12 protein-coding genes are annotated in these 14,768 nt (G+C 63.5%); 3 read left to right on the forward strand and 9 right to left on the reverse strand.

All coding sequences use genetic code 11. The annotated features are described in order from the left end of the window. Positions 1-37: 37 nt before the first annotated feature. Together C513_RS0101650 and C513_RS0101655 are read left to right on the forward strand one after the other, a co-directional pair. Positions 38-706 (forward strand): site-2 protease family protein, encoded by a 669-nt coding sequence (locus C513_RS0101650; protein WP_018714285.1) that lies wholly within the window; start codon positions 38-40, stop codon positions 704-706. 164 nt (positions 707-870) lie between these two features. After that, entirely contained in the window at positions 871-1,464 is a 594-nt protein-coding gene (locus tag C513_RS0101655; protein WP_018714286.1) for a LuxR C-terminal-related transcriptional regulator, read from the forward strand. An 80-nt stretch (positions 1,465-1,544) separates the two neighbouring features. On the opposite strand, the gene rimO is transcribed toward C513_RS0101655, so the two are convergent. Both rimO and phaR read right to left on the reverse strand, forming a co-directional pair. Beyond that, a complete protein-coding gene (rimO, locus tag C513_RS0101660) occupies positions 1,545-2,942 on the reverse strand; it encodes a 30S ribosomal protein S12 methylthiotransferase RimO (RefSeq protein ID WP_018714287.1) in 1,398 nt (465 codons plus the stop codon). 59 nt (positions 2,943-3,001) lie between these two features. Further along, entirely contained in the window at positions 3,002-3,601 is a 600-nt protein-coding gene (phaR, locus tag C513_RS0101665; RefSeq protein WP_018714288.1) for a polyhydroxyalkanoate synthesis repressor PhaR, read from the reverse strand. Positions 3,602-3,702: 101 nt separating this feature from the next. Between phaR and C513_RS0101670 the strand changes: the two genes are divergently transcribed. Continuing rightward, entirely contained in the window at positions 3,703-4,236 is a 534-nt protein-coding gene (locus C513_RS0101670) for a HugZ family pyridoxamine 5'-phosphate oxidase (protein ID WP_018714289.1), read from the forward strand. Here C513_RS0101670 and C513_RS0101675 read toward each other — a convergent pair. The 7 genes from C513_RS0101675 to glnA all read right to left on the reverse strand — a co-directional run bounded on the left by C513_RS0101675 (position 4,230) and on the right by glnA (position 14,670). Continuing rightward, positions 4,230-5,984 (reverse strand): TolC family protein, encoded by a 1,755-nt coding sequence (locus C513_RS0101675; protein ID WP_018714290.1) that lies wholly within the window; start codon positions 5,982-5,984, stop codon positions 4,230-4,232. The two genes, C513_RS0101670 and C513_RS0101675, sit on opposite strands and share 7 nt — an antisense overlap. Positions 5,985-5,986: 2 nt before the next feature. Further along, positions 5,987-7,252: an HlyD family type I secretion periplasmic adaptor subunit gene (locus C513_RS0101680; RefSeq protein ID WP_018714291.1), complete on the reverse strand. Its 1,266-nt coding sequence runs from the start codon at positions 7,250-7,252 to the stop codon at positions 5,987-5,989. 2 nt (positions 7,253-7,254) lie between these two features. Then, positions 7,255-9,687, reverse strand: a complete 2,433-nt coding sequence (locus C513_RS0101685) for a type I secretion system permease/ATPase (RefSeq protein WP_018714292.1) — start codon at positions 9,685-9,687, stop codon at positions 7,255-7,257. Between the two features lie 129 nt (positions 9,688-9,816). After that, on the reverse strand, positions 9,817-11,289 hold the full coding sequence (gene ntrC, locus C513_RS0101690; protein WP_018714293.1) for a nitrogen regulation protein NR(I): 1,473 nt from the start codon (positions 11,287-11,289) through the stop codon (positions 9,817-9,819). A 112-nt stretch (positions 11,290-11,401) separates the two neighbouring features. Further along, positions 11,402-12,505, reverse strand: coding sequence for a nitrogen regulation protein NR(II) (gene glnL, locus C513_RS0101695; protein WP_076342694.1), 1,104 nt, complete (start codon positions 12,503-12,505; stop codon positions 11,402-11,404). 66 nt (positions 12,506-12,571) lie between these two features. Next, entirely contained in the window at positions 12,572-13,060 is a 489-nt protein-coding gene (locus C513_RS0101700; RefSeq protein WP_018714295.1) for a hypothetical protein, read from the reverse strand. A gap of 194 nt (positions 13,061-13,254) precedes the next feature. Next, positions 13,255-14,670 carry a type I glutamate--ammonia ligase gene (glnA, locus tag C513_RS0101705; protein ID WP_018714296.1) on the reverse strand — a complete coding sequence of 472 codons (1,416 nt, stop codon included), beginning with the start codon at positions 14,668-14,670 and terminating at the stop codon, positions 13,255-13,257. Between the last annotated feature and the right edge of the window lie 98 nt (positions 14,671-14,768).

Below are 14,768 nucleotides of genomic sequence, written 5' to 3' on the forward strand. Positions count from 1 at the left end.
GCCGCCTGTTCCCGCCCGACTGACACGGAAGTACCCCATGGATATCAGCCAGCTCATCCAGAACATCAGCATCTATGCCATCCCGGTACTGCTGTCCATTACCCTGCACGAAGCAGCACACGGTTATGTGGCGCGCCATTTCGGCGACAACACGGCCTGGAATCTGGGCCGCGTCACGCTCAACCCGTTCAAGCACATCGATCCGGTCGGCACCATCCTGATCCCGATTGCACTGCTGTTCATGACCGGCGGCAAGTTCCTGTTCGGCTATGCGAAGCCGGTGCCGGTGCGCATGGACCGGCTGCGCAATCCGCGTCGCGACATGCTGTGGGTCGCCCTGGCCGGCCCTGGCTCCAACTTCATCCAGGCGATCTTCTGGGCTGCCCTGTACTACCTGCTGCAACTGGGCGGCATCCAGGAAGAGTTTTTCCTGAAAATGTGCAGCGGCGGCGTTCTGGTCAACGTGGTGATGTTCGTGTTCAACCTGTTTCCGCTGCTCCCCCTCGACGGCGGCCGCATCCTGGCCAGCCTGCTGCCGCCGCGACTGGCCTCGCAGTTTGCGCGCATTGAACCTTTCGGCTTCTACATCGTTCTGCTGCTGGTCGTCACGGGCGTCGCAAGCGCCCTCTGGATGATGCCACTGATGCATGCCACTTACGCGGTGATTGAAACCTTGATGGCTCCCTTGATCGCACTTTTGAAGTAATGTCAAAAATTACTATAAAATGCTGATCATGCATCCTTAAGCGATCATTGAAACGTCACTTTTCTGCAAGTTTGACCAAACACATGGCCCAGCTTGTAGACATGATTGAATTTTTCTCATGATTGCCTGGCGGGCTGCTCCCTTCTGTTTACCACCTACCTGCCATGTCCTATTTCATCATCGAAGACCATCCTCTTTACCGTGAAGCCCTGAGCAACCTGATCCGCCGTATCAAGCCGGGATCGGATGTGGTCGAGCTGGAGCGTCTGGGCAGCCTGCCGCTGGCCGTCAAGACCCATGGCGAACCTGACGCCATCCTGCTGGACCTGACCCTGAGCGATACGCTGGGCTACTCCGGTATCCGTGAAATCCGCCACCACTACCCGAGTGCGCTGGTCATCACGGTGTCCGACCTGCCCGATGGCGAAACCGATGCGTCCTGTCTCGAAGCCGGCAGTGACGCCTACCTGCCCAAGCAGCTCAACAGCGCCGAGCTGTACAGCTCGCTGCGCCAGCTGCTGATCCCCGACAGCGTGGAAGAAGAAAACACCCTGGCCAACAGCAAGCTGTCCAAGCGCCAGGTGCAGCTGCTGGCAGCCCTGGAAGAAGGGCTGAGCAACCGCGACATCGCCGAGCGCCTGGGCATCAGCGAGCACACGGTCAAGGTCCATCTGTGGCGCCTGTTCCGTCGTCTGGGCGTCAAGAGCCGCACCCAGGCCATCCACACGGCACGCCTGAACGGCCTGTTCAACCAGTAAACCGACGCGCTAGCCTCCATAAGCACAACGCCCCGTCTGCATCGCAGCGGGGCGTTGTTGCATGAAAGGACGTCCGCCGGTCAGATCGGCAGTGCCACCAGATCGTGGCCGTCGGTATCGACAATGCGGGCCTGGGTAAAGGTTCCCACCTTGAGCGTCTTGCTGATCTTCTGCGGCGGCAGCAGGCGCACCAGGCCATCGATCTCGGGCGCATCGGCGTAGCTGCGGCCTACGGCCCCCTTCTTGCCGAGCTGCGGCGCATGGTCAACCAGCACCTGCATGGTGGAGCCCACACGCTGCTTCAGCTTATTGGCCGAGACGGTTTCGGCCACGGCCATGAAGCGTGCACGGCGCTCTTCGCGCACCTCGTCCGGCAGCGCCCCGGCCAGCGCATTGGCGATGGCACCATCAACCGGGGAATAGGCAAAGCAGCCGGCACGATCAATCTGCGCCGCCTCGACAAAGTCCAGCAGGTCCTGGAATTCGGCCTCGGTCTCGCCGGGGAAGCCGGCGATGAAGGTGCTGCGCACCACCAGTTGCGGGCACAGCTCGCGCCAGCGCTGCAGGCGCTCCAGATTGCGCTCGCCACTGGCCGGGCGCTTCATGCGCTTGAGCACATCGGGATGGCTGTGCTGGAACGGCACGTCCAGGTAGGGCAGGATCAGACCATCCGCCATCAGCGGAATGATTTCATCCACGCTCGGGTAAGGGTAGACATAGTGCAGGCGCACCCAGGCGCCATGCTCGCGTGCCAGCTGGCCCAGCGCCTGCGCCAGCTCGAAGGTGCGCGTGCGGATCGGCTTGCCGTCCCAGAAACCGGTACGGTACTTGACGTCCACGCCGTAGGCCGAAGTGTCCTGGCTGACCACCAGCAACTCCTTGACGCCGCCCTCGAACAGGGCCTGCGCCTCTTTCAGCACATCGCCGATCGGGCGGCTGACCAGGTCGCCGCGCAGCGAGGGGATGATGCAGAAGGTGCAACGGTGGTTACAGCCTTCGCTGATTTTCAGGTAGGCATAATGGCGCGGCGTGAGCTTGATGCCAGCAGCCGGCACCAGATCCATGAAGGGATCATGCGGACGCGGGCAGTGGTTGTGCACGGCGTCCATCACCTCCTGCGTGGCATGCGGGCCGGTGACGGCCAGCACGCTGGGATGGATCTCGCGCACCAGGTTGTCGCCGCTGGCTCCGCTACGCGCGCCCAGGCAGCCGGTGACGATCACCTTGCCGTTTTCGGCCAGGGCTTCGCCAATGGTATCCAGGCTTTCCTTGACGGCGTCATCGATGAAGCCGCAGGTGTTGACGATCACCAGGTCGGCCCCGGCGAAGGTCTTGGAGGTGTCATAACCCTCGGCGGAGAGCTGGGTCAGGATCAGTTCGGAATCGGTGAGCGCCTTGGGGCAGCCCAGGCTGACAAAACCGATTTTGGGGTTGCTGCCGGCGGCAGCAACAGGGGTATCGTTGGTGGATGCACTCATGGTGCGTTATTGTCGCAGCTTCCACCCTTTCTGACAGCCCCTGGTGCCCGCAGACGTGATCAGCGCTTGGGCTGGAAGGCCGCCAGCCACTGCTGCATGTTGGTCTGATACTGGTGCTGCAGCTGCTCCTGCATTTGCTGCATGGCCTGCTTGGACTGCTCGGAGTAGTTCTGCATCATGCTCTGCACCATCTTCTGGCCGGGCATTTCCATCATCTTGCTCCAGGCATCAGTGTTGAAGCCCGGCGTCATTTCCATCATCTTCTTCTGCATGTCGGCAAAGGCCTGGATATTGCTTTCCAGGTTGGCCCCGAAAAAGCCCTGCATGGCATGGCCGTAGAAACGGATGATGTTGGCCAGCACGGTCTCGGTGAAGATCGGGCTGCCGCCAGCCTCTTCCTCCAGGATGATCTGCAGCAGGATGCTGCGGGTCAGGTCATCGCCACTCTTGGCATCGCGCACCACGAAGCGCTCGCCCTGCATGACCAGCGCCTTGACCTCGGCCAGCGTCACATAGGAGGAGCTGGTGGTGTCGTAGAGCCGGCGGTTCGGGTACTTCTTGATGATGCGCAGGGACGGATCACTGGCGGTAGCCGCAGCGGCCGCATCCGCTGGCGCATCGGTCTGGCGGGAGGGGTTGGCAGTCTTGGAGGTGGCCATATACTTGATCCTTCTGGGCACATCGTGGCAAATTGCACCAAGCGAGTGCATGTCCCGATGATACCTGTTCCACACCGCCCTCCTGCGCCCGGTTTACCCCTATGCCTACCCAAGAGCCTTCCCGATTCCTGCAGGTTACCGACAGCAACGCGCTGGAACTGGCCTGCCGCCTGCTGGGCAGCGCCCGTCATGCCAGCCTGGGCGTGCTGCAACCCGGCAGCGGGATGCCGGCGCTGAGCCGCGTGGCCCTCGGCCATGACGCCCTCGGATTGCCGCTGATCCTGATATCCGGGCTGTCGGCACATTGTGTTGCCTTGCAGCAGGACCCGCGCTGCGGACTGCTGGTGGGCGAACCCGGCGCCGGTGATCCGCTGGCGCATCCACGCCTGAGCCTGGAATGCCTGGCCGAGCGCACGGGCGACAGCGAGCGCAGCCTGCTGCGCGATATTTTCGTGGCCTGGCAGCCCAAGGCCAGGCTTTATGTGGATTTTGCCGACTTTTCATTCTGGCGGCTGCGACCGCAAGCGGCCAGCCTGAATGGCGGCTTTGGCAAGGCCTGGCGACTGGAAGGCCAGGACCTGCAGGCCCTGCTGCAGCGGCTGGGCAAACACCCGCCGCCGTCCGCAGGTCAGTAAGTGCTGAGGCCGTCAGCCTCGGGCTGATCGAAACGCGACACGATATTGTTGGTCGTGATGGCCTCTGCAGCGGCTGTTTCTGTTGCCACGGTCTCTGTTGCCGTGACCTCGGGCTGGCCGGCTTGCGGCACTTCAGGCTGCGGAAGCTCGGCCATGAGCGGTGCGGCTTCTGCCACGGGCTCCGGCTGCACTTCCTGGACCGGCTGGAGTGCCGGCTGTGGCTCCACGGCAGCAAGCATTGCCGGTTCGGGCTCGGCGGCCGCATCGACCCCCAGATAATCACGCGCCGACACCACGACGGGAGGCTTCGGCTGCACATGCGCGGACGGCATCGCGGTACCCGCCGGATGGACCTCATCGTGCGCGCCCACCTGCATCGGCCCGAGTGGTTCGGCTGCCGGAGCAGGCGTCACGGCGGCCATGGCCACCGGTACCGCTGCTGGTGTCGGGCGCAGCTGCGCCGTGGGTGGCACCTGCGGCTGCATCGCCGGTGCGCCGACACTGTGGCGCGCCCAGTCGTTAATGGAGGCCGTGGCATCCAGATAGGACAGGACGGCACGGCGATAATCGTTCTCGGCGGTGATCTTGGACACCTCCACCGAGGCCAGTTCGGCATAGGCGTTGAGCAGGTCCAGCAGGCTGCGGCGGGCGATGCGGAACTGCATCTGGTAGAGCTCCACCACCTTCTCGGAGGCCCCGATCTGCTGCTGTGCTGCCATCGCCTGCAGCTGGCTCTGCGCCATGTCGGACTCGGCCGTCTGGGTCTGCTCGTCGATCTCGCGGTTCAGCATGTCAACGCGACTCTGCGCCGCCAGCAGCTGCTTGGCTGCACTCTGCTGGCTGTAATAGGCACCACGGTCCAGGAAATCCCAGTTCATCACCACGCGCGTGTACTGGTCATCCTTGCCCACGGCCGTCATCAGGTCGATCTTGGGCCAGCGCGAACGCTTGAGGTTTTCCATTTCCTCGCGCGTGGCATCCATTTCGTACTGCTGCGCCAGGATGGTAGGGTTGGTGGCCTTGCTGTTTTCCGGCACCACATGCCGCCAGTCCGGACCAAACGGATTGCCCAGCGTCACGTCCTTGTCGGTATAACGGCTGAGTTTGCTCAGGGCCAGGCGCAGGCCCTTCTCGTACTGGACCAGACGCATGCGCACCTGCAGGGCACGCGCCTGGGCCTGGACCAGCTCGTAGTCGCGGCCCGGATCATGCTGCACGATCACGCGCAGGTCGTCGATGATGCGATCATGGCGTTGCAGGTTGCGCTGTTCGGTATCCAGCAGTTCCTTGTTGCGCAAGGCCGCCAGGTACTGTTCGCCCATCAGCATGGCCAGGTTTTCCTGGGTCTCGCCGATTTTTTCGCCGTAGTATTTCTGGTGCAACTGGTCACGGCGGATCTGTGCACTGATGGCACCGCCGGAGAACAGGTTGACGCGACCGATCAGGGCCACCGGATCGGCGGAATCCCTGCCGCTGCTGCGCTGTACATCGCCGGTCGCCTGCACGCCCACCACCGGCCAGTGGCCCGCGCGTGAGCGCTCCGTCTGCATCGCCGCCTGCTCTTCTCGGGCACGTGCTTCCAGCACCGAGGGATCGCGCTCGGTGGCATCGACGATCAGGCCAGCCAGTCCGGTCGCCGCTGCAGCGCCCGACCAGAGCATGCCTGCCATCAGGCAGCTGATGCCGGCACAGACTGCCGCCAGCCGGGGCTGCCAGTCAGCAGACGATGTCTTGAACTTCTTGCGCATGCTCAACGCTCCCGCAGCGCCTGTTTCAGGCGGGTAATCGGCTTGACCAGGTACTGGAAGATGGTTTTTTCGCCGGTACGGATATCGACCGAGGCAATCATGCCCGGAATGATGGGCATGGTTTCGCCCTTCTTGTCCCGCAGCGTATTCTGCTCGGTCTGGATGATGACGCGGTAGAAGGACTCCTCCGGGTTGAGCTTGAGTTCACTCGGGCGGCGGTTGTCCTGCAGCGTATCCGGACTGATGTGCGTCACCTTGCCCTCCAGGCCGCCATACAGGGAGTAATCGTAGGCAGTCAGCTTGACAGTGGCCGGCGCTTCCGGGTGGATGAAGGCCACGTCCTGCGGACGGATATAGGCCTCGACCAGCAGCGGGCCGTCCAGCGGCACGATTTCCATGATGTCCTGGCCGGCACTGACCACACCGCCTACGGTGTTGATCTTGATGTTCTTCACGATGCCGCGCAGCGGCGCCTTGATGGCGGAGCGGTTCACCGGATCGGCGCGGGCGGCCATGTTCTCGGTGCTCTGGGCCAGTTCGGATTCGACGCGCACCAGTTCGGTGTTGGCCTCGGCCTTGAACTTGTTGCGGCGTTCGGCAATCTGCATGGCCAGGTCACTGGACTGGCGGCGCAGGCGCAGCAACTCGACCTCGGACACCACGCCCTTGCCCACCATGGGCGCGGTGATGGCAATTTCGCGGTCCAGCAGGGCCTTGGTCTGGCGCATGCCGCTGACGCTCTCATTCATGGCACGCACACGCGAGTGGTAGGCCGCCGTTTCGCGGCTGACCAGCTCCTGGCTCAGACCCTGCTTGAACTGCAGCGGCACACCATAGGCTTCGGAACGCAGGCGGGTTGCGGTGGCCTCCAGGGCCTGCACCTTGTTCTCGGCTTCCTTGAAGATGGCCGTGCTGCGGGTATCGTCCAGGCGCAGCAGAACCTGGTCCTTCTCGACCACATCACCCTCGCGCACCAGCATCTCGGACAGCACGCCCGGGTCCAGACTCTGGATCACCTGCTCCTTGCTGCTCGGGATCACGCTGCCCTGGCCACGCGCCACTTCCTCGACGCTGCTGAAATAGGCCCAGACCACGAATACCAGCAGGAAAACGGCCAGCAGGCTGATGGTCCAGAACATGCCACGGTGCTTTTCATGCTGCATCGCGGCCTGCAGGTCATTGAGCAAGGGCAGATCCTTCTTGTTGATCTTCTCGCCGGAGACGGGCTGGGCATCATGGCCAGCGCTTTGCTTGTCTTTGCCAAACATCTTCAGTTACCTGTCGGGGTAGGGTTCTTGTCGCTTGTCACGGGGGCTGCGGCATCTGCCGCTTCGTCCGTCACGGCGGGTGCTGTAGTGACCTGCTGCACGCGCACCTGCGCCTTGGCGATGCTGCCGTCGGCACGACGGCCCACCACCACACGCTGTGCGGGTGCTGCGGCAGCGTCGGCTGCAGGCGCTGCCGGCTGGACCGTGGCCGTGACCTGCTGGCCAGCGCCAGCCGGTTGCATGGTGGCGGTCACCTGCTGGCCGGCAGCGCGCTGTTGCGCCTGCTGCTGCGCTTCGCGCTCGTTGGCGGCCAGACGCTGCAGCACGGCATCGCGCGGGCCGTCCATGATGATCTTGCCATGGTCCACCACGATGATGCGATCGACGATGTTGAGCACCTGCGGACGGTGCGTGACCACCACCATGGTGCGCTTGCTCTTGCCGACCCAGTCGGCGATGCCGCGCAGGGCCGCCATCTCGGTCATCTGGTCGAGTCCGCTGGTAGGCTCGTCCAGCAGCACCACGCGCGGATCACGCAGCGTCATGCGGCTCAGGCCAACCAGTTGGCGCTGGCCACCGGACAGACCGGCACCATCTTCGCCCAGCGGCATGTTCAGGCCCATCGGGTGGGCGCGCACGATGGCTTCCAGGCCAAAACGCTGCAGCGCCGCCACCAGCTCCTCGTCGGTGCTGAGGCGGTCCATGCGGCCCATTTCGAGGTTCTCGCGCAGCGAGCCCAGGAACAGGCGCGGCTGCTGGCTCAGCAGGCTGACATGGTTGCGCACGTCGGTCGGATCGATCTGGCGCACGTCCATGCTGTCGAGCAGCACATTGCCTTTCTGCGGTTCGTACAGGCCGGCGGCCAGACGCAGCATGGTGGACTTGCCGCTGCCGATGCGACCCAGCACGCCGACACGTTCGCCGGCCTTGATCTGGAAGCGCATCTCCTTGCAGACATCGGGGCCCTGTTCGCCGTAATGGAAGCTGACGTTGTCAAAGGCCAGGTCGCCACGGATATGGGTGGGGCTGATGTAGCTGCGGGCGTGGTCGCGCTCGGTCTTGCGCTCGACCACCTGGTTGATGCCTTGCAGTGCCATGCGCGCCTGCTGGAAGCGGATCATCAGGCCGGCCACCTGCGACAGCGGTGACAGCGCACGGCCGGACAGGATCACGGTGGCGATCAGCGCACCCATGGTGATGCGCACCGCCGGATCCTCGTGGTGGATCAGGTAGGTACCCCACAGCACCAGCAGCACGGTGTTGGCCTGTTGCACCAGCATGGAGAAGTTGACCACCAGGTTGCTGATGTCCTTCTGCTTCATGGAGGCCGATGCGGTGGAGGCGGTAAAGCGCTCCCAGCGCTGTTGCGCCCAGTTGGTGGCGTTGTTGGCCTTGAGCGTCTCGATGCCCTCGATGGCCTCGACGGCCAGACCCTGGCGTTGCGAGCTTTCCTTCATGGAGGCGTTGATGGAACGCGCCAGCGGGCGCTGCGCCAGCAGGCCGGCCAGCACCACGATCGGAATGGTCAGCAACGGCACGAAGGCCAGACGTCCCGACACCATGGACATGACGAACACGAACAGCAGCACGAACGGCAGATCGATCAGCACCAGCAGGCTGGCACTGGTCATGAAATCGCGCACCGATTCGAAGTCGCGCAGATTGTTGGCATAGGAACCGGAAGAGGCAGGCTTCTGCGTCAGGTCCAGCGACATGACACGGCGGAATAGCGCCGAGCTGATGATCAGGTCGGCCTTCTTGCCGGCGATATCGGTCAGGCGCGCACGCAAGGTGCGCGCAATGAACTCGAACAGGTTGGCCAGCAGCACGCCGATACTCAGCACCCACAGGGTCTCGTAGCCCTTGTTGGGAATGACGCGGTCATAGACGTTCATCACGTACAGCGAACCGATCAGGGCCAGCACGTTGATCAGCACCGTGGCCAGCACCACCTGCGAATAGTAGTTGCGGAAACGCCAGATGACCTTCCAGAACCAGGCCTTGCCCATGGTGTACTCGGGCAGTTCGGAGCGGTTGTCCTGCTCGGGCTTCATCTTGATGAACCAGCAATAGCCCAGGTAGCGCGCATCGAGTTCGGCATGCGACACGGTGCGCGTACTGCCATCCTGCTCCATCAGGGTGTAGCTGCGCTGTGTGCCTTCACCCTGGACCTCGGATACCAGTTCGGCATCGCCATCGGTGGTCAGTACCAGCAGCGGAACGGCCAGCGCCGGCACCTCCAGCAGCGCGCGCTCGCTGAGCTGGTTCTCGTAGCCATGGCTGAGCAGCACTTCACGCAGGCTGTGCAGATCGGGGCGGCCGGCCTCATTGCGCAGGGTCTGCGCTGCCAGCGCGTGGGCGGACAGCGGGCTGCCTTGCAGCCGGGTCAGCAGTGACAGTTTGTCCAGCAGGTTGGACGGTACAGACTGGGTCATGACATTTGGAAACAAGAAAGCCGGAATCGATGAAGTGTACGCCGTGAACCGGTAGCAACCGTGACGGTGCTGCATTTTTTACCTGAACTCCGGGATTAATTGCCCTAATATCACGCCCCCGGACACCCATCAGTCCATGTCCAGCTCCTGCATCTTGCGTGAAATCGTGTTGCGGCCAATGCCCAGCCGCTGGGCGGCCTCGATCCGCCGCTGCTGGCTGGCCGACAGGGCCGCCCGGATCAGGGCCCGCTCGCATTCGGCCACCAGGCCAGACCAGATATTCACCTGCCCGGATTGCAGCATGTCCAGCGCCTGTTGCTCCAGCACCTGCTGCCAGCCGGCATCGGAACGGGTGTCCTGCTCCGGCTCTGCCGCGGGCAGGATCGCTGGCAGCGGGCATTCCTGTGGCCCTCCCATCGCCGGGGCCCGCTCCAGCACCTCGGGCGGCAGGTCCTTGAGCGCAATCACCTGCGCCGGGGCCATCACTGTCAGCCAGTGGCAGATGTTCTCCAGTTGCCGCACGTTGCCGGGAAACGGAAAGCCCAGCAACTGCCGCAAGGCGCCATCTCCCAGCCGCTTGGTTTCGACCCCCAGCTGCTGGGCGCTGCGCTGCAGGAAATGGCGCGCCAGCATGGCGATGTCTTCCGGCCGCTCACGCAGCGGTGGCAGCCGCAGACGGATGACGTTGAGCCGGTGGTACAGGTCTTCGCGGAAAACCCCCTGCTGCACCCGTTCTTCCAGGTGCTGATGGGTGGCAGCAATGATGCGTACATTGGCCTTGATCGCCAGATGGCCACCCACGCGGTAGAAATGCCCATCGCTCAGCACCCGCAACAGGCGGGTCTGCAGCTCGATCGGCATATCCCCGATTTCATCCAGGAACAGGGTGCCGCCTTCGGCCTGCTCGAAACGGCCGCGCCGCAGTTGCTGCGCACCGGTGAACGAGCCCCGCTCATGGCCGAACAGCTCGCTTTCCAGCAGGTCGCGCGGAATCGCCGCCGTATTGATGGCCACGAATGGCCCGCCGGCCCGCGACGAATGGCGGTGCAGGGCCCGCGCCACCAGCTCCTTGCCGGAACCGCTCTCGCCCGTGACCAGCACCGTGGCCTGGCTGTGTGCCAGCCGGCCGATGGCGCGAAACACCTCCTGCATGGCAGGCGCCTGACCCAGCATTTCCTGGTCGGCCAGGGTATCGGATTCGGTCACGGCATCGGCACTGCCCTGGACCGTATCCATGGCCCGGCGGATGAGTTCGATCGCCTTTTGCACATCGAAGGGCTTGGGCAGGTATTCAAAGGCACCGCCCTGGAACGAGGCAACGGCACTGTCCAGGTCCGAAAAGGCCGTCATGATGATGACCGGCAGCTGCGGCCATTGCTGCTGCACGCGCTGCAGCAGATCCAGCCCGGACAGGCCATGCGGATCGGGCATGCGGATATCGCTGACCAGGACCAGCGGCTGCCCGTCGCCCTGCTCCAGGGCGGCCAGCACCTGCGAGGGCTGCTCGAAACATTGCACCGGCAGGGAGGCGCGCTGCAAGGCCCGCTCCAGCACAAAACGGATGGAGGCATCATCATCGACGATCCAGACTGCTTTCTTCATTCATCCCTCCTCGCGTCGCGCGTGCACCATAATAGTGCATCGCAGCCACGCCATGGTGACAGCTTGCAAGACCGCATCGGCCCTGCCCGAGTCGGCGCGGGAGGCTCCCGCCTCATTCCAGCGGGATCAGCACCCTGAACACCGTGCGGCCGGGAACGCTTTCGCATTCGATCAGGCCCTGGTGCTGCTGCACATAGCTTTGTGCCAGTGTCAGCCCCAGGCCGGTACCGCCTGCCTTGCCCGTGACCAGTGGATAGAACACCTGGTCCTGCATGGCTGCCGGCACTCCCGGACCGTTGTCTATCACAAGCAATTCCAGTGCCAGTTTGTAGCGGCGCTTGCCCAGCGTGATTTGCCGCAGCACTCGCGTGCGCAGGCGAATCACGGCATCGCCAGCCATGATGCGCTGCTCCAGGGCATGCGCAGCGTTCTGGACCAGATTCAGCACCGACTGGATCAGGCGCTCGCGGTCGCCGCGGAATTCCGGAATCGAGATGTCGTAATCGCGCTCGATTTTCAGCCCCAGCGGAAACTCGACCAGTACCAGGCTGCGCACCCGCTCGCAGACCTCGTGGATGTTCACCTCGGCCAGCTCGGGAGCGCTGCGGTGCGGGGCCAGCAGGCGGTCCACCAGCGCCTGCAGGCGATCGGCCTCGTGAATGATGACCTGGGTGTACTCCCTCAGCGCAGCGTCATCGAGTTCCATTTCCAGCAACTGGGCCGCGCCACGCAGCCCGCCCAGGGGGTTCTTGATTTCATGCGCCAGATTGCGCACCAGCTCCTTGTTGGCCAGCGACTGGCTGACCAGACGGTCTTCCCGGTCGTGGCGGCTTTGCGTTTCCAGCTGCAACAGTTCGATCACCACCTGTTCCGCGTTTTCGGACTGGGCCACGACCACATGCACCGGCAGTGGATCAGCGCCAGGACGCAGCAGCTGTGTTTCGTAGCGCTGGGTGGCAAACTGGTTGGTGCTGGCATTGTGGATGGCCTGGACCAGCGTGTACGGCTCGGCAAAGAAGGTGGCCAGCGACTGGCCACGCAAAGTCTGGCGCGAATGCCCCAGAACGCCTTCCAGGGCGGCATTGACGAATAGCAGCCTGGCATCGGAACGCACGACCGCAACCAGGGTGGCCAGCATGTCCAGCGCCGCCCAGTGGCACTCGGCATCTGCCTCGGCATGGGCCGGGCGGGAGGAGGAAGAAAGGAGTGGAACCATGGTCATGTCCTGCAGCACCCTGCTGCACGCCATAGTCTAGACCGGATGGCCCACCGATGCGTCCACTCAGCCTCCTGCGCGTCCCAGCTCGCGTCGCAGGCCGGCAATATCGCTTTCCACCCGCTGGATGCTGTTGCGCAGCTCGGCCACCCGCTGCAGGTACTTCTGGTGGTTGTGCGTCTCGCTGCCAATGCGCTCGGGCTGACCGTAGTTGTACTCCTGGTGCAGACTGCCCAGGCGGGTCTGGGCCTTCTGCAGTTCGGCCTGCAGGATGACGCGTGCGTCACGGTCCCGTTGCTGCTGCAAGGGTTGCGACACGCGCGCCGAAGTGTGGCGTGCCAGTTGCGCCCGCGGAGCCGCCTGTTGCGGGCGATTGGCTGCCGCGCTGCGCCCCGCTGATGCACGGGCATTGGCGACCCGCGTCACCTGACCGGCCACCGGCACACACCCCCCCTGCCGGATGCGGCTGGATTGATTGGTGTATTCATTGCCACAGCGGTAGATCTGGCTGTCGGCCTGCACCTCCGGCACGGCCAGCAGCAAGGACAGGCTCAAACCACATGCAAACGACCAGGGAGAAACAGGGACTTTCAGCATCTTCACTTCAGACAAAATACAACTTTAGGATGATGGCGTATTCTAAGCCCTATCTCCTGCGTCTGATTGTCTGACAGCCATGCGTCAATCCGATGACAGTCCACACGGCACAAAGGCGGCCGAAGCCGCCTTTGTGTGGTACTGCGCCGGTATTACAGCGAGTAGTACATCTCGAATTCGAGCGGGTGCGGTGCCATGCGCATGCGCGTGACCTCACCCATCTTCAGTTCGATGTAGGCGTCCAGCATGGCGTCGCTGAACACACCGCCCTGCGTCAGGAAGGCGCGATCGGCATCCAGCGCTTCCAGCGCCTGGTCCAGGCTGTGGCATACGGTCGGGATCAGCTTGTCTTCCTCGGGCGGCAGATGGTACAGATCCTTGGTGGCGGCTTCGCCCGGATGGATCTTGTTGATCACACCGTCCAGACCCGCCATCAGCAGGGCGGCAAAGCCCAGATAGGGGTTCATCATCGGATCCGGGAAGCGGGCCTCGACACGGCGTGCCTTGTCGCTGGCCACGTGCGGGATGCGGATGGACGCGGAGCGGTTGCGGCTGGAGTACGCCAGCTTGACCGGCGCCTCGAAGTGCGGCACCAGACGCTTGTAGCTGTTGGTGGAGGGGTTGGTGATGGCATTCAGGGCACGCGCGTGCTTGATGATGCCGCCGATGTAGTACAGGGCGAAATCGCTCAGGCCGGCGTAGCCGTTGCCGGCAAACAGGTTCTTGCCGTCCTTCCAGATCGACTGGTGCACGTGCATGCCGGAGCCGTTGTCACCGGCATAGGGTTTGGGCATGAAGGTGGCTGTCTTGCCATAGGCGTTGGCCACGTTCCAGATGATGTATTTCTGCAGTTGGGTCCAGTCGGCACGCTCGACCAGGGTGCTGAACCTGGTACCGATTTCGCACTGGCCGGCACCAGCCACTTCGTGGTGGAACACCTCGACCGGAATGCCCATGGCTTCCATGATCAGCACCATTTCGGCACGCAGATCCTGCGTGCTGTCGACGGGGGGTACCGGGAAGTAGCCGCCCTTGACGGTGGGACGGTGGCCCTTGTTGCCACCTTCGAACTGGCGGCCGGAGTTCCAGGGGGCCTCGTACTCATCGATCTCGACGAAGCAGCCGGACATCTCGGTCTTCCAGCGGATGTTGTCGAAGATGAAGAACTCGGGCTCGGGGCCGAAATAGGCGGTATCGCCCAGGCCGGAGGCCTTCAGGTAGGCTTCGGCGCGCTTGGCGATGGAACGCGGGTCGCGGTCGTAGGCCTTGCCATCGCCCGGTTCCAGCACGTCGCAGGTCAGGACCAGCGTGGTTTCCTCGAAGAAGGGATCGATATTGGCCGTGTTGGGATCGGGCATCAGCAGCATGTCGGAAGCCTCGATGCCCTTCCAGCCTGCCACGGAAGAACCGTCAAAGGCCTGCCCGTCGGTAAAGCGGTCTTCATCGAAATGGGAAACCGGCACGGTGACGTGCTGTTCCTTGCCACGGGTATCGGTGAAACGGAAGTCCACGAACTTGACTTCGTTTTCGCTCACCATGTTCATCACGTCCTTGACGCTCTTGGCCATCGCTCTCTCCTCAACAGTGTGACGGTATCAGTATCCTGCCTATCCGCCGGCACCATGCACGGCGGTTTCCGGATGCACAGACATACAAGCAACAAGCG

This window comes from Allobrachymonas chironomi DSM 19884 (assembly GCF_000374625.1).
In the GTDB taxonomy this organism is placed as follows: domain Bacteria; phylum Pseudomonadota; class Gammaproteobacteria; order Burkholderiales; family Burkholderiaceae_C; genus Brachymonas; species Brachymonas chironomi.

Bases quoted from the DNA above. Each gene is read 5' to 3' on its own strand.
- C513_RS0101650 (WP_018714285.1), top strand. From the start codon at position 38: ATGGATATCAGCCAGCTCATCCAGAACATCAGCATCTATGCCATCCCG.
- C513_RS0101655 (WP_018714286.1), top strand. From the start codon at position 871: ATGTCCTATTTCATCATCGAAGACCATCCTCTTTACCGTGAAGCCCTG.
- rimO (WP_018714287.1), bottom strand. From the start codon at position 2,942: ATGAGTGCATCCACCAACGATACCCCTGTTGCTGCCGCCGGCAGCAAC.
- phaR (WP_018714288.1), bottom strand. From the start codon at position 3,601: ATGGCCACCTCCAAGACTGCCAACCCCTCCCGCCAGACCGATGCGCCA.
- C513_RS0101670 (WP_018714289.1), top strand. From the start codon at position 3,703: ATGCCTACCCAAGAGCCTTCCCGATTCCTGCAGGTTACCGACAGCAAC.
- C513_RS0101675 (WP_018714290.1), bottom strand. From the start codon at position 5,984: ATGCGCAAGAAGTTCAAGACATCGTCTGCTGACTGGCAGCCCCGGCTG.
- C513_RS0101680 (WP_018714291.1), bottom strand. From the start codon at position 7,252: ATGTTTGGCAAAGACAAGCAAAGCGCTGGCCATGATGCCCAGCCCGTC.
- C513_RS0101685 (WP_018714292.1), bottom strand. From the start codon at position 9,687: ATGACCCAGTCTGTACCGTCCAACCTGCTGGACAAACTGTCACTGCTG.
- ntrC (WP_018714293.1), bottom strand. From the start codon at position 11,289: ATGAAGAAAGCAGTCTGGATCGTCGATGATGATGCCTCCATCCGTTTT.
- glnL (WP_076342694.1), bottom strand. From the start codon at position 12,505: ATGGTTCCACTCCTTTCTTCCTCCTCCCGCCCGGCCCATGCCGAGGCA.
- glnA (WP_018714296.1), bottom strand. From the start codon at position 14,670: ATGGCCAAGAGCGTCAAGGACGTGATGAACATGGTGAGCGAAAACGAA.